This window comes from Lysobacter capsici, from assembly GCF_018732085.1.
GTDB lineage: Bacteria > Pseudomonadota > Gammaproteobacteria > Xanthomonadales > Xanthomonadaceae > Lysobacter > Lysobacter capsici_A.
On the sequence record NZ_CP076103.1, the window covers coordinates 755,353 to 775,451 of the forward strand.

At 67.3% G+C, this 20,099-nt stretch carries 17 protein-coding genes and 1 pseudogene; 10 read left to right on the forward strand and 8 right to left on the reverse strand.

The window, feature by feature from the left end; genetic code table 11:
• The first annotated feature begins 132 nt into the window (after positions 1–132).
• Complete coding sequence (locus KME82_RS03070; protein WP_215497225.1) at positions 133–552, forward strand: VOC family protein; 420 nt, start codon at positions 133–135, stop codon at positions 550–552.
• A gap of 188 nt (positions 553–740) precedes the next feature.
• On the opposite strand, the gene KME82_RS03075 is transcribed toward KME82_RS03070, so the two are convergent.
• The 4 genes from KME82_RS03075 to KME82_RS03090 all read right to left on the reverse strand — a co-directional run bounded on the left by KME82_RS03075 (position 741) and on the right by KME82_RS03090 (position 4,427).
• On the reverse strand, positions 741–1,301 hold the full coding sequence (locus KME82_RS03075) for a DUF3016 domain-containing protein (RefSeq protein ID WP_215497226.1): 561 nt from the start codon (positions 1,299–1,301) through the stop codon (positions 741–743).
• 152 nt (positions 1,302–1,453) lie between these two features.
• The gene (locus tag KME82_RS03080; protein ID WP_215497227.1) at positions 1,454–1,816 is read right to left on the reverse strand and encodes an excalibur calcium-binding domain-containing protein; all 363 of its coding nucleotides are present in this window, start codon (positions 1,814–1,816) and stop codon (positions 1,454–1,456) included.
• A 75-nt stretch (positions 1,817–1,891) separates the two neighbouring features.
• On the reverse strand, positions 1,892–3,817 hold the full coding sequence (locus tag KME82_RS03085; protein ID WP_215497228.1) for a beta-propeller domain-containing protein: 1,926 nt from the start codon (positions 3,815–3,817) through the stop codon (positions 1,892–1,894).
• A 235-nt stretch (positions 3,818–4,052) separates the two neighbouring features.
• Complete coding sequence (locus KME82_RS03090; RefSeq protein ID WP_215497229.1) at positions 4,053–4,427, reverse strand: YciI family protein; 375 nt, start codon at positions 4,425–4,427, stop codon at positions 4,053–4,055.
• Positions 4,428–4,742: 315 nt separating this feature from the next.
• Between KME82_RS03090 and tsaA the strand changes: the two genes are divergently transcribed.
• The 5 genes from tsaA (at position 4,743) to KME82_RS03115 (ending at position 9,787) form a co-directional block, all read left to right on the forward strand.
• Positions 4,743–5,306: a tRNA (N6-threonylcarbamoyladenosine(37)-N6)-methyltransferase TrmO gene (gene tsaA, locus KME82_RS03095; protein WP_252255607.1), complete on the forward strand. Its 564-nt coding sequence runs from the start codon at positions 4,743–4,745 to the stop codon at positions 5,304–5,306.
• Positions 5,307–5,642: 336 nt separating this feature from the next.
• Positions 5,643–6,155, forward strand: coding sequence for an SRPBCC domain-containing protein (locus KME82_RS03100; protein WP_215497230.1), 513 nt, complete (start codon positions 5,643–5,645; stop codon positions 6,153–6,155).
• A gap of 221 nt (positions 6,156–6,376) precedes the next feature.
• Positions 6,377–7,399 carry an ABC transporter ATP-binding protein gene (locus KME82_RS03105; RefSeq protein ID WP_215497231.1) on the forward strand — a complete coding sequence of 341 codons (1,023 nt, stop codon included), beginning with the start codon at positions 6,377–6,379 and terminating at the stop codon, positions 7,397–7,399.
• Positions 7,396–8,157 (forward strand): ABC transporter permease, encoded by a 762-nt coding sequence (locus KME82_RS03110; protein ID WP_215497232.1) that lies wholly within the window; start codon positions 7,396–7,398, stop codon positions 8,155–8,157. The genes KME82_RS03105 and KME82_RS03110 overlap by 4 nt, the downstream gene beginning before the upstream one ends.
• 250 nt (positions 8,158–8,407) lie before the next feature.
• Positions 8,408–9,787 (forward strand): amino acid permease, encoded by a 1,380-nt coding sequence (locus KME82_RS03115; protein WP_215497233.1) that lies wholly within the window; start codon positions 8,408–8,410, stop codon positions 9,785–9,787.
• A gap of 191 nt (positions 9,788–9,978) precedes the next feature.
• Here KME82_RS03115 and KME82_RS03120 read toward each other — a convergent pair whose 3' ends face one another.
• Positions 9,979–11,670, reverse strand: a complete 1,692-nt coding sequence (locus KME82_RS03120) for a vWA domain-containing protein (protein ID WP_430538784.1) — start codon at positions 11,668–11,670, stop codon at positions 9,979–9,981.
• 213 nt (positions 11,671–11,883) lie between these two features.
• Between KME82_RS03120 and KME82_RS03125 the strand changes: the two genes are divergently transcribed.
• Positions 11,884–12,393: a tetratricopeptide repeat protein gene (locus KME82_RS03125; protein WP_215497235.1), complete on the forward strand. Its 510-nt coding sequence runs from the start codon at positions 11,884–11,886 to the stop codon at positions 12,391–12,393.
• Between the two features lie 230 nt (positions 12,394–12,623).
• Here KME82_RS03125 and KME82_RS03130 read toward each other — a convergent pair whose 3' ends face one another.
• Entirely contained in the window at positions 12,624–12,884 is a 261-nt protein-coding gene (locus KME82_RS03130) for a DUF3297 family protein (RefSeq protein ID WP_215497236.1), read from the reverse strand.
• 224 nt (positions 12,885–13,108) lie between these two features.
• Here KME82_RS03130 and KME82_RS03135 point away from each other — a divergent pair, with 224 nt between their 5' ends.
• From KME82_RS03135 to KME82_RS03145, 3 genes are all read left to right on the forward strand, one after another.
• Positions 13,109–13,819, forward strand: a complete 711-nt coding sequence (locus tag KME82_RS03135; RefSeq protein WP_215497237.1) for an SIMPL domain-containing protein — start codon at positions 13,109–13,111, stop codon at positions 13,817–13,819.
• 482 nt (positions 13,820–14,301) lie between these two features.
• Positions 14,302–15,486, forward strand: coding sequence for a lactonase family protein (locus KME82_RS03140; protein WP_215497238.1), 1,185 nt, complete (start codon positions 14,302–14,304; stop codon positions 15,484–15,486).
• A gap of 777 nt (positions 15,487–16,263) precedes the next feature.
• Entirely contained in the window at positions 16,264–17,292 is a 1,029-nt protein-coding gene (locus KME82_RS03145; RefSeq protein ID WP_215497239.1) for an aldo/keto reductase, read from the forward strand.
• Positions 17,293–17,305: 13 nt separating this feature from the next.
• On the opposite strand, the pseudogene KME82_RS26980 reads toward KME82_RS03145, so the two are convergent.
• Positions 17,306–17,350 (reverse strand): annotated as a pseudogene (locus tag KME82_RS26980) (DUF6053 domain-containing protein); the annotation flags it as partial.
• 320 nt (positions 17,351–17,670) lie between these two features.
• Positions 17,671–19,797 (reverse strand): hypothetical protein, encoded by a 2,127-nt coding sequence (locus KME82_RS03150; RefSeq protein WP_215497240.1) that lies wholly within the window; start codon positions 19,795–19,797, stop codon positions 17,671–17,673.
• Between the last annotated feature and the right edge of the window lie 302 nt (positions 19,798–20,099).

A 20,099-nucleotide genomic window follows, 5' to 3' on the forward strand; every position in this document is an offset into this window, starting at 1 on the left:
GACCCGTCCGAAATTTTTTCGCCGGCCTTGTCGATTCCCGCAATCGTGGCTCGTCGCTAACAGGAGCAGGCAGCAAACGCACTTCGTCCAGGCCGCCCGCCAATCCAATCCCCTCCAACCAGGACCTTCGCCATGACCACCCATTCGCAACTGTTCGTCAATCTGTCCGTCAAGAGCCTGCCGCGCGCGGTCGAGTTCTACACCCAGCTCGGTTACAGCTTCAATGCCAAGTTCACCGACGAAAATGCGACCTGCATGATCCTCGGCGAGAACATCTTCGTGATGCTGCTGGTCGAACCGTTCTTCCAGTCGTTCACCAAGAAGACCCTGGTCGACGCGAGCAAGCAGGTGGAATCGCTGATCGCGGTGAGCCTGCCCGGCCGCGCCGAGGTCGACGCGCTGGCCGACAAGGCCGCCGCGGCCGGCGCGACGATGCACGAGCCGAAGGACTACGGCTTCATGTACCAGCGCTCCTACGACGATCTGGACGGCCACACCTGGGAAGTGTTCTACATGGACCCGGACGCGGACCCGAGCGCGGCGCAGCAGTAAGCCATCGCGCGATCGCGGGCCGTGGGCGGCGGCGCGGACGGTTGCGGCCGTTCGTTGCCGCGTCGTCCGGGCCGCGCGGCTCGAAGTGCCGCGGCGATCGAAGCGCGGCAATGCAGGAAACGAAAAACCCCGCGCGATGCGGGGTTTTTTCATGGGTTCGATAGTGGCCGGGTGGGACCTCGGCGCGATTACGCGCTGGGGCTCTTGAATTCCTGGTACAGCCAATCGTCGATCAGGCGCTTTTCGTAGCGCAACGGATCGCTGTCGCTGCCGGTGCGCGGGCCCATCAGGAAGCTCATGTCGCGCAGGGTGCGCTGGCCTTCCTCGACGGTCTGGCCGTTGGCGTCGGTGCGCTTGAAGTTCAGGACGATGCGCGGCGGGTAGATGTCGCGGATGAAACGGGTGTCGTCGAACTGCGGTCCGTGCCAGGGCTCGTAGTCGCCGGCGCGCTTGATGTCGGTGATGTCGACCTGCAGGGTCTGGCCCGCGGGCAGCTGCTTCTGCGCGCGGGCGCGCAGGTGCTGGGCGAGTTGTTCGACCCAGTTGCCGCGGCGCGCGTCGAAGCGGTTGCGGCTTTGGCGGATCTCGGTGAAGTTCGACGGATCTTCCCAGCGCACGCTGACCGGGCCCTGGTCGGGCAGGCTGCGCGGCGCGGCGGGATCGGTGACGGTGCGCGAAGCGGCGCCGACGTCCGCGGCCGCGAGCACGGCGACCGACAGGGCGATGGCGAATGCGGTCCGGAGGTTCATGACGGGCTCCGAGGGGTGGGGACGTCCCGATTGTCCGCCTCGCCATCGGCACTGCATAGCGGCAATGCGTTAAACGCCGCGGCCGTTGCCGCGAATTCACGATCGTCGCGCCGCCTCGGCCCTGCTTTTGCAGCCCGACTTCGCGGCCCGGTTCATTCGCAGCCCTTGCCGTCGCCGTCGCGGTCCAGATGCGGGCCATAGCCCGGGTCGCCGCGCCGCACCGGGGCCGCGCCGGCGGCGCGCGCCGCGCTGCAGTTGCGGTAGTAGGCGGCGCCGGATTCGGCGGTCAACGCCGACGGTGCGAAGCCTTGCGACGACGGTGGCCGCCGCGGGCGCTGCGCCGCCTCGGGCATCAGCGACGCCGCACCGGCGGCGGGGCCGCGATGGCAGTGGTAGCCGCCGCGCTTGCGGTCGTGATGGCAGCCTTCGGCATTGAGCCCGCCGCCGTGCGCGCCGGCCTGGGGCGCGCAACACAGCGCGACGAGTGCGAGCCAGCCGATCCGTACCGATGTCATGGTGTCCCTCTGTCCCGATCACCACGGGACAGGGGATTCAACGCGCCCCGGTACGCGCGGCGGCCACGCCCGCGCTCAGGGCGAGACCTTGACGCGCGGGGAGAAGTCGGTCCTGCGCCGCTCGCGGATGCGGCTGCCGTCGTCGCGGCCTTCGACCAGTTCGTAGCCGAGCAGGGCGAACACGCGATCGCCGATGAAGATCGGACGCGCGTTGCCGTACCAGTCCACGCAGCTGACCTTGCAGCCGTCGTCGACGTTCGGGTCGCCCTTCGAACTCAATTGGCCCAGCGCGCTCAGCGTGAGTCGCTGGTTGCGCAGGAACAGCACGCTGGCCTGCTCGCGGTCGCTGTTGTCTTCGCTGAGCACGGGCAGGCCGAGAATGCCGCGATCCTCGTCCTGGGCGCGATAGAAAAAGCCGTGGGTGCGCTCGTCGCCCTGACGGGCGTCGCGTTGCACGTAGGTGTCGGCGACGCGCGCGCCGCGGTCGAGGCGGACGCTGCTGAAGTACAGATGGTCGTCGTCGTCGTTGCCGCCGACCAGCACCGCGTCGTCGCCGAGCGCGTCGACGCGTTCGACCTGGTGCTTCAACGCGAGCGTAGCGACCGGGCCGTTGTCGGCATAGCGCAGCGCGTAGGCGCGCAGCGGCGCGGCCTTGTGTCTCCAGTTTTCACCGGCGCCATACACCAGCCAGTCGCCGATGAAGCGCGCGTGCAGCTCGGCATCTTCGCCATTGAGCTCGGGCAACACGCGGTAGGCCTTGCGCGCGGCGACCGCGCGGCCGTCGCCGAAGCTGTCCAGCCTGACCCGCAGCAGCGCCAGTTCGCCGGCGTTGCTGCGCGAAGACCACATGCCTTCGCCGTTGCTTTGCGAGCCGACCAGCACGTTGAGCCAGCCGTCGCGTTGCAGGAACGACATCTGGTCCCAGGGCGAACCGCTCGCGCGCAGGCCGCTCGGCGCGGCGCCGTCGAGCGGAATGCGCAGGATCGAGGCGTTGGGCGTGCCGGGTTTCGGTCTCCAGCTCGAGGTCCAGACATAGACCGAATCGGACGAGACATAAAAGCTGCGGCTCGCCGGTCCGAGCACCGCGGTGGCGGTGCAGCGCATCGGCTGGGCGTCGAGATCGCACGAGGCGACGGTGTGCAGGGTGAGAAAGTCGGCGTGGTCGACCGGCGCTGCGCTGCGGTAGATGCGGGTCGCCGGCAGGATGCGCTTGAAGTCGGCCGGGGTGGCGCCGCGGAGCCAATGGCGCAGGGCCGGCATCGACTGGGCGAGGTCGCTGCCCGGGCGCAGGGCCAACGGCGAATAGAAGATCATGGTGCGACCGATCAGGCGGCTGGCGTAGTTGCTGGCCGAGTAATAGTCGTTACTGCGCAGCTGATAGGTGGCGCGGTATTTCAACTGGCCTTGCGCGCTCAGATCGAACACGCCGACCTCGGTGCCGCCGCGGTCGTAGCTGTAGCCGATCACCACCACGGTGTCGCGCGAGACCAGCATTTCGTCGTACCAGGTCTGGTTCGGGTCCGAGTTCGGCGCGAAGGCGTCGATCGACGACACCGGCTGCAGGCGGTCGCCGCCGATACGCACGGTGAACAGGCGGCCGCGGCGCAGCACGATCAGGTAGTCGCCTTGTTTCTTGACGATGTCGCCTTCGTCGACGCCCTGGGTCTGGACGTTGGTGATCGATTCGTCGGCCGGGGCGACGACGCGCGAACCGGTGACCTCGATCCTGTCGAGCGTGGTCGAGTCGGCTTTCGCCGACGCGGGCGCTGCCTGCATGGGCGCCGGCATCGGCGCGACCGGGGACGGTGGCGGTGGCGGCGCTTCGTGGACCGGTTGGCTGCGCCGCAGGGTCGCGACGAACGCGCGGAATTCGCGCTCGCTGGCGAACGGGCGCAAGGTCTTGGTGTTGGTTTTGGCGGCGGTCGCGGCTGACGCCGGATACGCGCCGAGCGCCGCGGCGAGGGCGAGCAACAGCCAGCAGGTCAGGTGCGGCAGTTTCATGCGGACATCCTTGTAGCGTTCGGGCGGTGGGCGAAGCGCGTCGGCGACCTCGCGATGCAACTGCGAACGCGCCGGGTCGCGGTTCGGGGTCGATGCCGTGTCGCTGCATCGACCTTGCGGCCGGACCGGTCCGTGCGGCGGGTCCGTCCGCCTTGCTTACTTGCTTATAACGCAAGCAAGCCGGCATACGCCGGCTTGCTGGGGTGATGCGTAGCGATGGGGCGGTGCCGCCGACTCAGGCGTCGAACGCGAGCCGCACCTGTTCGAAATCCATCACCGGGCGCACTTCGATCCGGCCGGTGCGGCTCCAGGGGAATTCCTGGGCGACGCGGACCGCTTCATCCATGTCGGCCGCTTCGATCAGGTTGAAGCCGCCCAGGTACTCCTTGGCTTCGGCGTACGGGCCGTCCATGAAGGTGGTGCGGCCGTTGCGGGTGCGCAGCGAGGTCGCCTTGGCGGGCGCGGCGAGCATCTGCGAATCGAGCAGCACGCCGGTCTCGCGCAGGTCGTCGGCGTGGGCGATGCAGCCGCGCATCATGGTTTCATATTCGCCGGCGGGCAGGGCTTCGATCAGGCTGTCGTCGTTGAAAATCATGACCAGGTATTTCATGGCGTCCTCGTGGCGGGCGGGGGAGGCGGCAGCGCGGGGCTGCGGCGCATGCGCTCGGCGCCGAGCATACCGCCATCGGCGCCGGGTGCAGCAGTGACAAAACGCATGCGCTGGTGGCCTTGCCGCTGGTTGGGTGTGTAGAGCGGCGCAGCCTGGGCCGGGGCGGTCTCGCAGGCTGCGATAAGGCGCGAAGCAGTTTGTGGGAGGAGCTTCAGCCCCGACGCTGTTCGCTCAGATCGCCGGGAAGTACGAAGTCGCCGAGCGAACAGCGTCGGGGCTCAAGCCCTTCCCACAAAAGCTCCCGCGACAGCGACAATGAATACCGCGCCGCCGCGAACCCTGGCCCCGATGTCCGACGCCTTCACCTGCCGCCCGATCGCCTACCTGCGCTCGCCGTATGCGCAGCGCATCGATGCGCCGCACCAATCGACGGTGGTGCAGGGCACGCCAAGCGGCGAGGCGATCGAGGCACGGCTGGAATTCGTCGCCGACCTGCCGGCGCTGGCGTATGCCGATCTGCAAGGGTTCGAGCGCATCTGGCTGATTTTCGCCTTCCACCGCAGCCAGGGCTGGAAACCCCAGGTCAAGCCGCCGCGCGGCGGGCCCAAGCGCGGGGTGCTGGCCACGCGTTCGCCGCATCGGCCCAATCCGCTCGGGTTGTCGGCGGTGGAACTGGTGCGGGTCGAAGCGCAGGCGCTGGTCGTGCGCGGGGTCGACTTGCTCGACGGCACGCCCATCCTCGACATCAAGCCGTACGTGCCGTACGCCGACGCCTTCGCCGGCTCGCGCGCGGGCTGGATCGACGAGATCGACGCGGCCCAGGGCCGGCATTCGGCGCCCGGGCCGAAGCGGCCGCGCAAGGTCACGCCGGCGGGCTGAAGGTCGGCGGCGCCGGGTTGGCCGCAATCGCGATGAGGAGTGTGTCCGATGAGCCTGCGCGGTCGCCGAATCCGCAGCGGCCCATTTGGACACGCCGCCCGGACAGGGCATCCGAACGCTGCGACCCACCGTCTCAGGCTGTGGGACGAAGACGTGGATTCTTTGTGCCGATCGGCTTGACGCTTGCACCTTCGGGTTGTAGTTTCCCGGTTGGTTAATTAGCGGGCCGGTTCAGTCGCTGGCACCGATGCCGGCGTTCGGTCGCATCGCGCCAGTCGCGGGCCAGCCACGGGCCCGGCCGTGGCTGGCGCGGTTATCCATGCCCAGGAGTTCGAGATGACGTCCGACGGTTCCGGCACGCTCGCCGCCGCGCCCACGCCCGCGCGCACCACCCATCGCATCGACGAACGCAGCATCACCGTGCAGTGCGTCATCGACGCGCCGCGCGATCTGGTGTTCCTCGGCTGGACCGACCCGATCCATGTCGCGCGCTGGTGGGGACCGCGCGGTTTTCGCGGCGTGGTGCGGCAGATGGAGGTCGCGGTCGGCGGCCGGTTCCGCATCTGCACGGTCGGGCCGGACGGCACCGAGTACCCGATCAAGGGGACGTACGAGGACGTCGTCGAACCCCAGCGGTTGGTCTACGTCGACGATTGGGACGACGAGCGGCCGTCGCAGCCCTCGCGCGTGAACGTGTTGTTCGCCGAACACGGCCCGGAGCAGACCGTGCTCAGCGTGCGGATCGCATTCGCCAGCCAGGCCGAACGCGAGGCGGCGCAGGCGCGCGGGATCGTCGCGGGCTGGGGCGAAAGCTTCGAGCGGCTGGACGCGTATCTGGCCGAGCGTTGAGCGCGCTTGGACGCATGCGCGCAACGGTGCATCGCATCGGCATCGATCGCGGCGCCGTCGCATCGCTCTACCCTGCGCTCGCCGTACACTGACCGCCACGCACGCGACCGCGATGCAATGGCGCGCCGCTGTATCGATACACGCCCGCATCGCATCGCGCTCCCGCTCGACCGTCCGTTTCCGGCGCAGCATCGCCACGCACCCTTCGCCACGGAGAGTCCATGCCGTCCGATTCCACGTCCGCCCGTCCGCCCGCCGCCCACGCCGCGGGTGCGTCCTCCATCGTCTCCATCCAGGGCCTGACCAAGACCTACGCCGGCGGCTACCAGGCGCTCAAGGGCGTCGACCTGGACATCCGCCGCGGCGAAATCTTCGCCCTGCTCGGTCCCAACGGCGCCGGCAAGACCACCTTGATCAGCATCGTGTGCGGCATCGTCAATCCCAGCGAAGGCCGGGTGCTCGCCGACGGCCACGACATCGTGCGCGACTACCGCGCCGCGCGTTCGGCGATCGGGCTGGTGCCGCAGGAGCTGCACACCGACGCGTTCGAGACCGTGCACGACACGGTCCGCTTTAGCCGCGGCCTGTACGGCAAGCCGCCCAATCCGGCGTACCTGGAAAAAATCCTGCGCGAGCTGTCGCTGTGGGACAAGCGCGGCGAGAAGATCATGGCGCTGTCGGGCGGGATGAAGCGGCGCGTGCTGATCGCCAAGGCGCTGTCGCACGAGCCGAGCATCCTGTTCCTCGACGAACCCACCGCCGGCGTCGACGTGGAACTGCGGCGCGAGATGTGGGCGATGGTCTCGCGCCTGCGCGACAGCGGCGTCACCATCATCCTGACCACCCACTACATCGACGAGGCCGAGGAAATGGCCGATCGGGTCGGGGTCATCAACAAGGGCGAGATCGTGCTGGTCGAAGACAAGCGCGTGCTGATGCGCAAGCTCGGCAAGAAGCAGCTGAGCCTGCAACTGCAGGCGCCGCTGGCCGCGGTGCCGCAGGCCTTGGCGAGCGACGCGCTGACTTTGTCGGACGACGGCAACGAACTGGTCTACACCTTCGATGCGCAGGCCGAGGACACCGGCATCGCCGCGCTGCTCAAGCGCCTGGCCGAGCACGGCATCGAGTTCAAGGACCTCAACACCAGTCAAAGCTCGCTGGAGGAAATCTTCGTCAATCTGGTCAAGTCGCCGCAGGCGGAAAAAAAGCCTGCGAATGATGCGGCCGGGGAGGTGCGCGCATGAACCTGCACGCGATCAAGGCGATCTATTTCTTCGAAATGCACCGCACCTTCCGCACCCTGATGCAGTCGATCGCAACGCCGGTGCTGTCGACTTCGCTGTACTTCATCGTGTTCGGCTCGGCGATCGGCTCGCGCATGGTCGAGATCGGCGGGATCAGCTACGCGGCCTTCATCGTGCCGGGCCTGATCATGATGTCGCTGCTGACCGAGAGCATTTCCAATGCCTCCTTCGGCATCTACCTGCCCAAATGGTCGGGCACGATCTACGAACTGCTGTCGGCGCCGGTGTCGTTCGTCGAGGTGATCTGCGGCTATGTCGGCGCGGCGGCGACCAAGTCGGTGATCCTGGGCTTGCTGATGCTGATCACCGCGCGCTGCTTCGTCGATTTCACCATCGTCCATCCGGTGTGGATGGCGGTGTTCCTGGTGTTGACCGCGGTCACCTTCAGCCTGTTCGGCTTCATCATCGGGGTGTGGGCCGACGGGTTCGAGAAGCTGCAGATGATCCCGATGATGATCGTGATGCCGCTGACTTTCCTGGGCGGCAGCTTCTATTCGATCGACATGCTGCCGCCGTTCTGGCGCGGGGTCTCGCTGTTCAATCCGGTGGTGTATCTGGTCAATGGGTTTCGCTGGAGTTTCTACGGCAAGTCGGACGTGGACATCGCCTTGAGCGTGGGCATGACGGCCGGGTTCATGGTGCTGTGCCTGGTCGCAGTGTGGTGGATCTTCAAGACTGGGTACAAGCTCAAGAGCTGACCGTTTCCCTTCTCCCGCGGGCGGGAGAAGGTGCCCGAAGGGCGGATGAGGGCAAGCGCCGTCGCCAACTGCAGCGCGCGTCCCCTCACCCCAACCCTCTCCCGCAAGCGGGAGAGGGAGACGCAGGATGCCTGCCCATCGGCCAGCCTGCCGCATCGCGGACAACCCGGAGTATGCTTCGGCGATTCCGGACCGGCCGCGTTGAGCGCAGCGCCGCCGTCGCGCCGGGAGCCTGCGGAGAGTCCGGCGGATGCAGACCAATCAACAGCAACTCCATCGCGGCCTGAGCGAGCGCCACATCCGCCTGATGGCGCTGGGCGCGGCGATCGGCGTGGGCCTGTTCTTGGGCTCGGCCAACGCGATCAAGCTCGCCGGTCCCGGCATCCTGCTGGCCTACCTGCTCGGCGGCGCGGCGATCTTCATCATCATGCGCGCGCTGGGCGAGATGGCCGTGCATAACCCGGTCGCCGGCTCGTTCAGCCGCTACGCGCGCGACTACCTCGGCCCGCTGTCGGGCTATCTGACCGGCTGGAACTACTGGTTCCTGTGGCTGGTGACCTGCGTGGCCGAGATCACCGCGGTCGGCATCTACATGCAGGTGTGGTTCCCGGATTCGCCGCAATGGGCGTGGGCGCTGGCCGCGCTGATCGCGATGGGTTCGGTGAACCTGATCACGGTCAAGGCCTACGGCGAGTTCGAATTCTGGTTCGCGATGATCAAGGTCGTGACCATCGTGGTGATGATCCTGGCCGGCCTGGCGATGATCGTGTTTGGCTTCGGCAACAACGGCGTGGCGATCGGCATCAGCAACCTGTGGGCGCACGGCGGCTTCTTCCCCAACGGCGCGCAGGGCGTGCTGATGTCGCTGCAGATGGTGATGTTCGCCTACCTCGGCGTGGAGATGATCGGCCTGACCGCGGGCGAGGCGGCCAACCCGGCCAAGTCGATTCCCGACGCGATCAATTCGGTGTTCTGGCGGATCGTGATCTTCTACGTCGGCGCGCTGTTCGTGATCCTGTCGCTGTACCCGTGGAACGAGCTGGGCACCACCGGCAGTCCGTTCGTGATGACCTTCGAGCGCCTGGGCATCCGCGAGGCGGCCGGCATCATCAACTTCGTCGTGCTGACCGCGGCGCTGTCCTCGTGCAACGGCGGCATCTTCAGCACCGGCCGCATGCTCTACAACCTGGCCCAGCAGAAGCAGGCGCCGGCGTTCTTCGCCAACACCTCGGCCGGCGGCGTGCCGCGCGCGGCGGTGCTGGTGTCGGTGGTGGCCTTGCTGGCCGGCGTGGTGCTGAACTACGTGGCGCCCAAGGAAGTGTTCGTGTGGGTGACCTCGATCGCGACCTTCGGCGCGATCTGGACCTGGGGCGTGATCCTGGTGTCGCACATGAAGTTCCGCCGGCGTCTGAGCGCGCAGGACAAGGCGGCGCTGGCGTTCCGCATGCCGATGTATCCGGTCGCGTCGTGGGTCGCGCTGGCGTTTTTGGTGCTGGTGATCGGGCTGATGGCGTATTTCCCGGATACGCGCGTGGCCTTGTACGTCGGGCCGGCGTTCTTGATCTTGCTGGTGGTGCTGTATTTCGCGACCGGGATCAACAAGCGCGATGGAACGGCGCCGTCAGCCTGATCGTCGTGACTCCTAAAGCCCCTCTCCCGTTCACGGGAGAGGGGTTGGGGTGAGGGAAGCACGTAGCGCGAATGTTCCTGCTTTCGAGTACGAGCCAAAGCGTCCCTCACTCTGGCCCTCTCCCGTAAACGGGAGAGGGAATTGACGGCCGGGTCTTGAACGTTCTTCGGTAGGCCTGGGAAACGCCGCGCTTACTCGCCCGCCACTGCCGCATCCTTCACCGGCCCACTCGACGCCTGCAGACTGCTCGCGGTCTGCGCCAGTTGCAGGAACTCGCCGCGGTAGCCGTTGCGGTCGTCGCCGCGCGCGCCGCGGGCCAGGCCGATCACGCCGTTCCAGCCGAAGTCCTGGCCGACGTAGGTGCCGCCGCGCAGCAGATCGCCGAACGCGGCGACCGAGGCGGCGAAACGCAGGCGTTCGCTGGGCTCGCCGGCGATGTCCTTGCGCAGCAGCGGGGTCTCGATCAAGCGGCTGGTGTTCTCGCCCGGACGCTTGTAGCGCAGCCGCAGCAAGGCCAGTTCGCCGCTCTTCGCATCGCCGGCCGCGGCCCGCGGCGCCTTGGCGTCGGCCGCCGCCGCGTCGCTGCCCTTGCCGTAACGCAGCGGATCGACCGACTCGCCGCCGGAACCGACCAAGGTCACCTCGTACAACGCGGTGACGTCGTGGCCGGCGCCGATCTCGCCGGCATCGACCTTGTCGTTGTTGAAATCCTCGCGCTTGAGCATGCGGTTTTCGTAACCGATCAGGCGGTACTCGGCGACCACGGCCGGGTTGAACTCGACCTGCACCTTGACGTCGCCGGCGATGGTCAGCAGGGTCGAGCCCAGTTCCTCGACCAGCACCTTGCGCGCTTCCAGCGCGCTGTCGATGTAGGCGTGGTTGCCGTTGCCGACATCGGCCAGTTGCTCGGCCATCGCATCGTTGTAGTTGCCCGTGCCGAAGCCCAGCGTGCTCAGCGCGATGCCGGACTTGCGCTGATCGGCGACCAGGGTTTCCAGCGCTTCCTGATTGGCGGTGCCGACGTTGAAGTCGCCGTCGGTCGCCAACAGCACGCGGTTGATGCCGCCTTCGACGAAGGCCTGGCGCGCGGTCGCGTAGGCGAGCTGGATGCCTTCGCCGCCGTTGGTCGAACCGCCGGCCTGCAGGTTGTCGAGCGCGGCGAGGATTTCGCCGCCGCGGTCGCCCGGCGTCGGCGGCAGCACCAGCCCGGCCGAGCCGGCGTAGGCCACGATCGAGATCCGGTCCTTCGCGCGCAGTTGCGGCACCAGTTGCGCGAAGGCCTTCTTCAGCAGCGGCAGCTTGTCGGGTTCGTCCATCGAACCGGAGGTGTCGATCAGCAGCACCAGGTTGGCCGGCGGCAGCTCGGCCTTGTCGACGTCATAGCCCTGGATGCCGATCTGCATCAGCACGTGCTTGGCGTTCCACGGCGCCGGCGCCAGCTCGGTGCTGACCTGGAACGGGGTGTCCCTGGACGCCGGCTTGGGATAGCCGTAGTCGAAGTAGTTGAGCAGTTCCTCGACCCGCACCGCATCCTTCGGCGGCAGTTCGCCGGCGGCGAGCATGCGCCGCACGTTGGCGTAGCTGCCGGTGTCGACGTCGATGGAGAAGGTCGACACCGGCTGCTCGGCGACGCGGTGGATCGGGTTGGCGGCGATCTTCTCGTAGTTTTCGGTGTTGGCCGCCACCGGCGCTTCTTGCAGGAAATAGGTTTTGCTTTCCATGGCCGACGCGGGCGCCGCCATCGCGACCGATTCGGGTTGATCCATGGCCGGCGCATCGGCGCGCTCGACCTTCTTGCTACAGCCGGCGACGGCCAGGACGACGGCGATGCCGAGCGCGAGCGCGGCGACAGGGGCGGTACGGGGAGTGGTGCGCAGCAACATGGTGATCCTCCAATGATCGGGTTGTGCGACTTGGGAACGCCGGCCGGGGCCCGACGGGGTTGGACCGTCGGAATTTCCTTGGCGAGGCGAGCGCAACATAAGCAAGCGCGTCTTCGCTTTTCGTTATGACGAGCGTCGTTTTTCGTTGGCGCCGGCTGGGGCACAATGCCCGGCCATGAAACGGCCCGCGCCGGACAGGCGCGGCAGTCACGCATGATCGACGAGCGGCTCGACACTCCCATCTTGTTGCGCCACGCGCTCGACGCCATCCAGGGCGCGCGCGACGTCGAGGCCGTGCATCTGCTCAAGACCGTGCTCGAGCGCGAACCCGACAACCTGCACGCGCAATACCTGCTGGCGATCCAGCACGCCCAGCTCGGCCTGTTCGAGCGCGCCGAGGAGCGGCTGCGCGCGCTGCTCGCGGTGGTGCCGCAGTTCGTGGTGGCGCGCTTTCAGCTGGCCCAGTTGCTGGTGATGCGCGGCACCGCCAAGGACGCGCGCGAGTGGCTGCAGCCGGTGCTGGCGCAGGCCGATCCGCTCGGCGCCTACGCGCGCGGCTTGCTCGCCGCGGCGCAGGGCGACCGCGACGGCGCCTGCGCGACGATCGAGGCGGCCTTGCGCCTGCCGCAGCCGGTGCCGGTGCTGGCCGACGATATGCGGCGGCTGTGCGGGCAGTTGCGCGATCGCGCTTTGGGTCGAGGTCGGTGGGTTCGGGCGATCTGAGCGCAGAGCGTCGGGGCTCAAGCCCCTCCCACAGAGACTTCGCAGCCACGCGGTTGGCTGTGGGATGGACGTTGTTGCGGGCGGTCGACGCCGGTGCTCTCCGGCAAGGCCGCGTGGTTTGCTCCGACCACGTCAAAGCAGCAGGCAGGACCAACCCACCGGCGAAGCAACGAGGTCTTTTGCGGGAGGGGCTTGAGCCCCGACGCCTTTCGCTCGGCTCGCCGCGTCGCTTACTTGCTGTCGGCTTCCGGCGCCGGCGACAGATACCAGGCTTCGACCTGGCCCTTGTGCTTCATCGTCATCGCATTGCCGCGGCGATCGAGCGACTTGCCGACCGGCAGGCGCACCCAGCCTTCGCTGATGCAGTATTCCTCGACATTCGTGCGCTCCACGCCGTTGAAGCGGATGCCGATGCCGCGTTCGACCACGGACGGATCGAAGAACGGGCTGCGGGGATCGTTGGAGACGCGGTCGGGCGGGGTATCGGTCATGACGGGACTCTTGAGGCGGACGTGCGAAAGGGCCGCGGGCGCGACAGCGGCCGGGCGGCGCCTAGGATACGCGCGCCGGGCGGTGCGGCCCAGTCCGGGCGGCCGGATGCGGAGGCCCAGGTTCGCTGCCAACCGGCGTTCATGCCGCGCGAGTGGCTGGTGCGCATCGACACCGGCCCGCGACGGCAGCAGAATCCCGCCATCGCCCGCGCCCGGAGTCGCCGATGAACTACCTGGGCTTGACCTTGCTCGCGGTCGCGCTGTGGCTGTCGCCGCCGGCGCACGCGCAGGGCGTCGACGGCGGCCGTTTCCATGTCGCCGGCTTCGGCCGCGTCGCGTATCAGCCGGACCTGTTCGAACTGTCGTTCGCGGTGGTCAGCGACGCCGCCGATGCGCGCGCGGCCTTGCAGCGGCATCAACCGGTGGTGGCGGCGGTGCGGCAGGTGTTGCAGACGCATCGCGGCGAATTGAGCGAACTGTCGGTCGACGCGCCGCGCCTGACCGCGCGCAGCGACGGCGATAGCGGGCCGGGCTATCGCTATTCGACCCGCTTCGTGCTGCGGGTGCGCGGCGACGATGCGTTGGCGCGGTTGCAGCAGCAACTCAGCCAAGCCGGCGTCGCCGAATTCGACAGCTTGCGTCCCTTGTCCGATCGGCTGCCCGAGTACGGCGACCAGGCGCGTCGCCTGGCGTTGCAGGACGCCAGGCGCAAGGCCGCGGTGATCGCCGCGGAACTGGGTTGGACGCTGGACGCGGCCACCGCGGTGAAGTTCGAGGACGATCGGCCGTGGTGGACGCCGCAGACGCCGACCGCGCGGCAGTACGGTTCTCGCGCCTACGACTACGCGGCCGAGGCGCCGGCGCAGACCGGCGAGGTGACTGCGCAGGTCGATGTGGAGTATCGGTATTCGCGCTCGGGTGGCGGGGTGCGTTGATCGGTTCGCAAGGGCGGGTTTCCTCCGCCGTCGAGGGCGTGTCGGGTGGCTGGCGTTGCGATCGTCGCGATCTGAGTGCAGAGCGTCGGGGCTGGAGCCCCTCCCACAAAAAACCTCGTCGTCTCTGCGCCGACTTGGTGGGGCGAAGGCCAATGCCGGCACGGTAGGACGAAGTCCGACGGTTTGCTGCCGATTTGCTGCCGATTCGTTTTGGCCGGATCGAGCACTCGTGCATGGCCAGCGACCGTCGCAAAATCGCCCGCACACCGCACACCGCACACCGCACACCGCACACCGCACACCGCGGCGAACCCACCCCCTCTTTTGTGAGAGGGGCTTCAGCCCCGACCCTCTTCGCCCAGGTCGCCACGATCCGAACACTCAATCAATCCGACAACCGCGCAGTTTCGATCCAGGCGGCTTGGCTATTGCCCCCAGGTGCTCCAGGATCGACCCCTCGCGCCGCCGCGCCGGAGAACCCGATGAACCCGCGATCCATCCTGCTTGCCTGGAGCCTGCTCATGACCTCGACCTTCGCCACCGCGGACGCCGCGCCAGGCAAGCCCGATGCATCGGCCGAACTCGTGGTCGGCTGCTACACCGGCGCGAGCTGCAAGGGCATCGGCCGCTACCGCTTCGACCTGGCGAGCGGGCAGATCCAGCCGCAGCCGCTGGAAGTGATCGAAACCGACAACCCGTCGTGGGTGGCGCTGTCGGCCGACGGGCGCCATCTGTTCGCGGTCAACGAGAACGGCCCGGCCTCGGCCGATCCGGTCGGACGCGCGAGCAGCTTCGCGCTGGCGCACGGGCAAGCCGCGTCGCGTCGCCTGTCGCAGGCCAACAGCCTCGGCGACGATCCCGCGCACGCCTCGGTCAGCCGCGACGGCCGCTACCTGTTCGTCGCCAATTACTCGGGCGCGCAATCGCCCGGCGGCACCCTGGCGGTGTTGCCGATCGATCGCGAAGGCCGCTTGCAAGCCGGCGTGCAAGTGCTGAGCCATCGCGCCAGCCAGGCCGATCGCGAACGCCAGATGGGGCCGCACGTGCATGCGGTGGTGCCCGCGCCCGACGGCCGCTACGTGCTGGCCGCCGACCTGGGCGCGGACAAGGTCTATGTGTACCGCTACGATCCGGCGCGCAGCGCGGAGCGTCCGTTGCTCGCGGCGGCGACCGCATCGGTGGATCTGCCGCCCGCCAGCGGTCCGCGCCATCTCTTGTTCGACGCGTCCGGGCGGCATGCCTACCTGACTTTGGAAATGACCGGCGAGTTGGTCGTGTTCGATTACGACGACGGTCGCCTGCACCCGGTGCAGACCGTGGCGATGGACCCGGGCCGGCGCGACGGCAACGCCGCCGCGGCCTTGCACCTGTCGGGCGACGGCCGTTTCCTATACGCGAGCAACCGCGGCGAGGACAACCACATCGCGGTGTACGAAGTTGACGCGGCCAACGGACGGCTCACCGCCGTGCAGCGCCGCAGCACCGAAGGCCGCGGCCCGCGCGAGTTCGCGCTGTCGCCCGACGGCCGGCACGTGGTGGTGGCCAATCAGCACAGCAACACCTTGGTGGTGATCGAGCGCGACCCGCGCAGCGGCAGGTTGGGCGAGACGGTGCAGACGATGGAAGCGGCGTCGCCTTCGGACGTGAAGTTTGTGTTGGCGCGATAGAGGTTGGTTCGTGGTTATGGGCAACGCGAGCCATCGTTGCGATTGACTGACTACGAATCCACGCAAGGGCGGCACGATCGCGCGCGCCTTGCCTGCCGTCATCCCCGCGAAGGCGGGGATCCAGAGACTTCAGCGCCATCTCTCCAGATCGTCATCCCCGCGAAGGCGGGGATCCAGAGGCTTCAGCGCCATCTCTCCAGACCGTCATCCCCGCGAAGGCAGGATCCAGAGACTTAAGCGTTATCTCTCCAGGTCGTCATTCCAGCGAATGCGGGGGATCAAGAGACTTCAGCGTCATCTTTCCAGTACGTCATTCCCGCGAACGCGGGCTCCGCTTTACTTCGGCGAAGCCGAACATCCAGCGACTTTATGCAGCAAGACTTCGTGCGTTCTCGCACGAAGGGCCCTGGATTCCCGCGTTCGCGGGAATGACGGTAGGAAAGAAGCGCGAGAGCGTGTTGTTCTTGTGTGAATAAGCGCTTGCCCCCCGAACCGTCATCCCCGCGAACGCGGGCTCCGCTTTACTTCGGCGAAGCCGAACATCCAGCGACTTTCTACAGCAAGACTTCGTGCGTTCTCGCACGAAAGGCCCTGGATTCCCGCGTTCGCGGGAATGACGGCAGGAAGGTACGTAGTGGTTCGGCCGCTGCACGTTCAGCGAATCAACCCACCCAACGTTTCGGCACCCCATCCCACAACGCACCATCCCACCCATCCCCTTGAGCCCCCGCACCCATTGGCGTGCAATGCCCACCTATCCCCCATCAGGAGTGCGGCATGGAACATCGTTATCTGGGCGCGTCCGGTCTGCGCGTGCCGGTGCTGAGTTTCGGCACCGGGACGTTCGGCGGCGAAGGCGACTTCTTCAAGGCCTGGGGTCAGACCGACGTGGCCGGCGCGCGGCGCCTGCTCGACATCGCGCTGGAGGCCGGGGTCAATCTGTTCGACAGCGCCGACATCTATTCCAAGGGCGCGGCCGAGTCCATCCTCGGCGAAGCGATCAAGGGCCGTCCGCGCGACAGCCTGCTGATCTCGACCAAGGCCACCTTCCGTTTCGGCGACGGCGAGAACGAAGTCGGCTCCTCGCGTCATCATCTGATCCGTTCGATCGACGCCGCGCTCAAGCGCCTGGGCACCGACTACATCGACCTGTTCCAGCTGCACGGCTTCGATGCGCGCACGCTGATCGAAGAAACCCTGTCCACGCTCGACGATCTGGTCCGCGCCGGCAAGCTGCGTTACCTGGGCGTGTCGAATTTCTCCGGCTGGCATCTCATGAAATCGCTGGCGCTGGCCGAGCGTCACGGTTGGTCGCGCTACGTCGCCCATCAGGCCTATTACTCGCTGATCGGTCGCGACTACGAGTGGGAGCTGATGCCGCTCGGCCTGGATCAGGGCGTCGGCGCGGTGGTGTGGAGCCCGCTGGGTTGGGGCCGCCTGACCGGCAAGATCCGTCGCGGCCAGCCGCTGCCGGACAACAGCCGCCTGCACGTCACCGCCGACATGGGGCCGCCGGTGCAGGACGAGTATGTGTACCGCGTGGTCGATGCGCTCGACGAGATCGCCGCGGAAACCGGCAAGACCGTGCCGCAGATCGCGCTGAACTGGTTGCTGCAGCGGCCGACGGTGGCGACCGTGGTGATCGGTGCGCGCAACGAGGAGCAGCTCAAGCAGAATCTCGGTGCGGTCGGCTGGAATCTGACGGCCGAGCAGGTCGCAAAGCTCGATGCGGCCAGCGCGACGGCGAAGGCGTATCCGTATTGGCACCAAGCCGGGTTCGGCGAGCGCAATCCTTCGCCGGTTTGATGGGTTGAGGTGGCGCGGCGATCTGAGCCCAGAGCGTCGGGCCTGAAGGCCCTCCCACAAAAGACTTCGAGGCTTTCTACAGAAGACATCGAGGCTTTCTACAGGGGACGTCGAGGCCTTCTACAACAGACCTAGAGGCATTCTTAAAAAGACTTCGCGGCTTTACGCAAAAGCTATCGAGGCTTGCAGCGAAGGACTTCAAGGCGTCCCACCGAGGCTTCGCAAGCCGCGGCCACTTTTGTGGGAGGGCCTTCAGGCCCGATGCTCTCGGCTCAGTTCGCCGCACACTCGCAAATACACCACACAGCGAAACGCCCGGCAGCGCCGGGCGTTTCGCGTTTCATCCAATCGCGCGCAACCCGCGCGCGCTCATCGAATTCAACCGGCATCCTTCATCGTGAACGTACCCGGCAACGCCGTATTGCGCTGATCGCCCCACATCATCATCGTCACGAAATCCTCGCAGCCGGCCTGGCCGCTGCGCGAGATCGCCGCGAACACCTCGTCGGGCGTCTTGGCGATCGCGATCTGCTCGGTCAGGTCGTTCGGGAACGGCGTGATACGGCCGGCATCCAGGTCTTTCAGGCGTTCGCCGCCATGCTCGTCGCCGCCGAGATTGCCCAGGCTCTCGCGGGCGCGATCGCGCAGCGACATCAGGTCCTTGTCGGTGAACTCGAACTGCAGATGCTGATCGCCATCGAACTTCTTGTTGAGTTCGCCGGGACGGTAGGACGAATTGAAGTACGAAGCGGCGACGTCGCTGGTATTGGGCAGCACCAGCGTCCACTGGGTGGAGTCCTTGACCGGCTTGCCGTCGACGCCGACCTCGAACTGCACGTCGGTGGTCTGGCCCATCGACTGGTAGCTGTTGGTCTGGTCGATGGTGCCGTCCTGCCAGACGTTGCGGGTGATGGTGAGCTGGCTGCTGTTGCCCACGCCGATCGAGATCGGGCCGGCGTCGATGCCCAGGCGCGCGGCGTGCTCGGCGTTGAACACTTCGGTGGTGCCCGAGCGCTGCACGCCCGGCGGATTCCAGTCGGGAATCTTGCCGCCGCTCATGAAGGTCTGGTATGCCTGCTGGCCTTCGGGCGTCGACAGATCGATGCGCGCGGTCTGCAGCGAACGGCTCTCAGCGCTGGTTTCCACGCTCAACCCGATCGACGCGGTGCCGAGCTTGCCCAGGCCGAACATGGTCGCGTTCTCGACCGTTTCCATCGGGCCGGCATAGACCTCGACCACCGAGCCTTCCATCTTGCGCACGCCGAAACCGGCGCCGTCGAGTTCGGTGTGGGTGCCGCCGATGCCGCCGTACATCTTGTAGTTGATGGCGAAGTCCGAGCCGGTGAGGTTTTGCCCGCGCATCAGCACCGAGGTGCCTTCGGGCATGGCCTGCGGATCGAGCGGGTTGGGCATCGCGCTCAGGTCGCCGGCATCGAGCTTGGCGCCCTGCTGCGGGGTGACCGTGGCTTCGTAGCTCAGGCGCGTGCCTTCGAACCCGACCAGATGGCCCGACACCGGCAGGCCCTTGACCACGTTGCGCAGCAGCGGCGAGCTTTCGACCATCTGCTTGGTCTCATCGGAGACCTGACGCAGCAAGGTGGCGGCCTTGTACAACTTGTTGAGCGGGGTCTTGCCCACGTCCAGGCCGGCTTCGCCGCGCACTTCCACCGAGGCCTTGAACTGCTGGCTCTGCTGGAAATCCACGCCGGTCTGCACGTCCGACAATTCGACCTTGCCCTCGACCACCACATCGGCGCCGACCCGGGCCGGGATGAACGACGGCGTGCTGACGCCGGCGACCGGGGTGGTGTAAGTGACCGCGGTGCCGGGATTGATCGCGTACGACAGCACATCCGACGGCAGCGCGCCGAGCAGTTCGTAGCCCGAGGCGATCTGCTGCGGGGTCGGATTCTCCGGCAGCTTCACCCCGAGCGTATCGAGCGCGGTGCGCACGCTGTCGAGCTTGAGGTTGGACACCGCGCTCGGATCGGCTTGGGTGCTTTGATTGGTCAGGTAGCTCGGCACCTGGGTCGGCTTGTCGGTCGCCTCGGTGACGATGCGCTGCAATTCCTTGACGTAAGGATTGCTGTTGAACGCGTTGCGCGACTCCTGGTACTCCATGTTCGCGGTGGCGCCGTTGAGGCCGCTGTTGCGGAAGTCCTCGAGCTTGGGTTCCATGCGGTCGAGCGCGGCTTGTGCGTCCTCGCGGCGCGCGGTGGTGAACTGCTCCACGCGCGGCTTGTAGATCGAATCGAACACCGGGCCGGGCATGCCGCCCAGATCGTCGGTCTTCGGCAGCGGCTGGGCGTTGATCGAGGCGACCGCGTCCTGCGGGGTCTGCGCGTCGGCCGGCTTGGCCGGCGGGGGCGCCGGCGGCGGCGCGGGGTCGGCGGCCGGTTCGGCCTGCACCTGCGGCGGCTTGGCGGCCGCGTCGCGGATGGCCTGCTGATCCTCCGGCGGCAGGTTCTTGTAGACCTGCCAGCTGACGCCACCGATTCCGCTCATCTGTATCTCCCTCGAGTCAGTCGTTTTCGCGCGCGCAGTGCGGCGTAAGCGCCAGACGATAAGCAAGCCGGCGCCGGCGGGGAACTGGGGCCAACCCGAGTATGAACACGGTGAACGCGGCGGTTTTGGCGCAGCGCACCACGCGAACAGGGCCGTGGGGCATGGTTTTGGCGCGTTGCGGCGCAATCGCGGAGTGATCGCAGTCGCGGATCGGAAATCCCCCTACAAAAACCGAACCTGACAGCACTTGCCGGTCGGGCAAATGCAGTACAAGGGCCTCCGTGGGAATTATTAATTCTTAT

What these genes read in the sequence shown, in the direction of transcription:
- KME82_RS03115 (WP_215497233.1), top strand. Translation starts at nt 8,408, where the DNA reads ATGCAGACCAATCAACAGCAACTCCATCGCGGCCTGAGCGAGCGCCAC.
- KME82_RS03090 (WP_215497229.1), bottom strand. Translation starts at nt 4,427, where the DNA reads ATGAAATACCTGGTCATGATTTTCAACGACGACAGCCTGATCGAAGCC.
- KME82_RS03075 (WP_215497226.1), bottom strand. Translation starts at nt 1,301, where the DNA reads ATGAACCTCCGGACCGCATTCGCCATCGCCCTGTCGGTCGCCGTGCTC.
- KME82_RS03070 (WP_215497225.1), top strand. Translation starts at nt 133, where the DNA reads ATGACCACCCATTCGCAACTGTTCGTCAATCTGTCCGTCAAGAGCCTG.
- tsaA (WP_252255607.1), top strand. Translation starts at nt 4,743, where the DNA reads ATGAATACCGCGCCGCCGCGAACCCTGGCCCCGATGTCCGACGCCTTC.
- KME82_RS03135 (WP_215497237.1), top strand. Translation starts at nt 13,109, where the DNA reads ATGAACTACCTGGGCTTGACCTTGCTCGCGGTCGCGCTGTGGCTGTCG.
- KME82_RS03105 (WP_215497231.1), top strand. Translation starts at nt 6,377, where the DNA reads ATGCCGTCCGATTCCACGTCCGCCCGTCCGCCCGCCGCCCACGCCGCG.
- KME82_RS03085 (WP_215497228.1), bottom strand. Translation starts at nt 3,817, where the DNA reads ATGAAACTGCCGCACCTGACCTGCTGGCTGTTGCTCGCCCTCGCCGCG.
- KME82_RS03130 (WP_215497236.1), bottom strand. Translation starts at nt 12,884, where the DNA reads ATGACCGATACCCCGCCCGACCGCGTCTCCAACGATCCCCGCAGCCCG.
- KME82_RS03080 (WP_215497227.1), bottom strand. Translation starts at nt 1,816, where the DNA reads ATGACATCGGTACGGATCGGCTGGCTCGCACTCGTCGCGCTGTGTTGC.
- KME82_RS03100 (WP_215497230.1), top strand. Translation starts at nt 5,643, where the DNA reads ATGACGTCCGACGGTTCCGGCACGCTCGCCGCCGCGCCCACGCCCGCG.
- KME82_RS03125 (WP_215497235.1), top strand. Translation starts at nt 11,884, where the DNA reads ATGATCGACGAGCGGCTCGACACTCCCATCTTGTTGCGCCACGCGCTC.
- KME82_RS03140 (WP_215497238.1), top strand. Translation starts at nt 14,302, where the DNA reads ATGAACCCGCGATCCATCCTGCTTGCCTGGAGCCTGCTCATGACCTCG.
- KME82_RS03110 (WP_215497232.1), top strand. Translation starts at nt 7,396, where the DNA reads ATGAACCTGCACGCGATCAAGGCGATCTATTTCTTCGAAATGCACCGC.
- KME82_RS03150 (WP_215497240.1), bottom strand. Translation starts at nt 19,797, where the DNA reads ATGAGCGGAATCGGTGGCGTCAGCTGGCAGGTCTACAAGAACCTGCCG.
- KME82_RS03145 (WP_215497239.1), top strand. Translation starts at nt 16,264, where the DNA reads ATGGAACATCGTTATCTGGGCGCGTCCGGTCTGCGCGTGCCGGTGCTG.
- KME82_RS03120 (WP_430538784.1), bottom strand. Translation starts at nt 11,670, where the DNA reads ATGTTGCTGCGCACCACTCCCCGTACCGCCCCTGTCGCCGCGCTCGCG.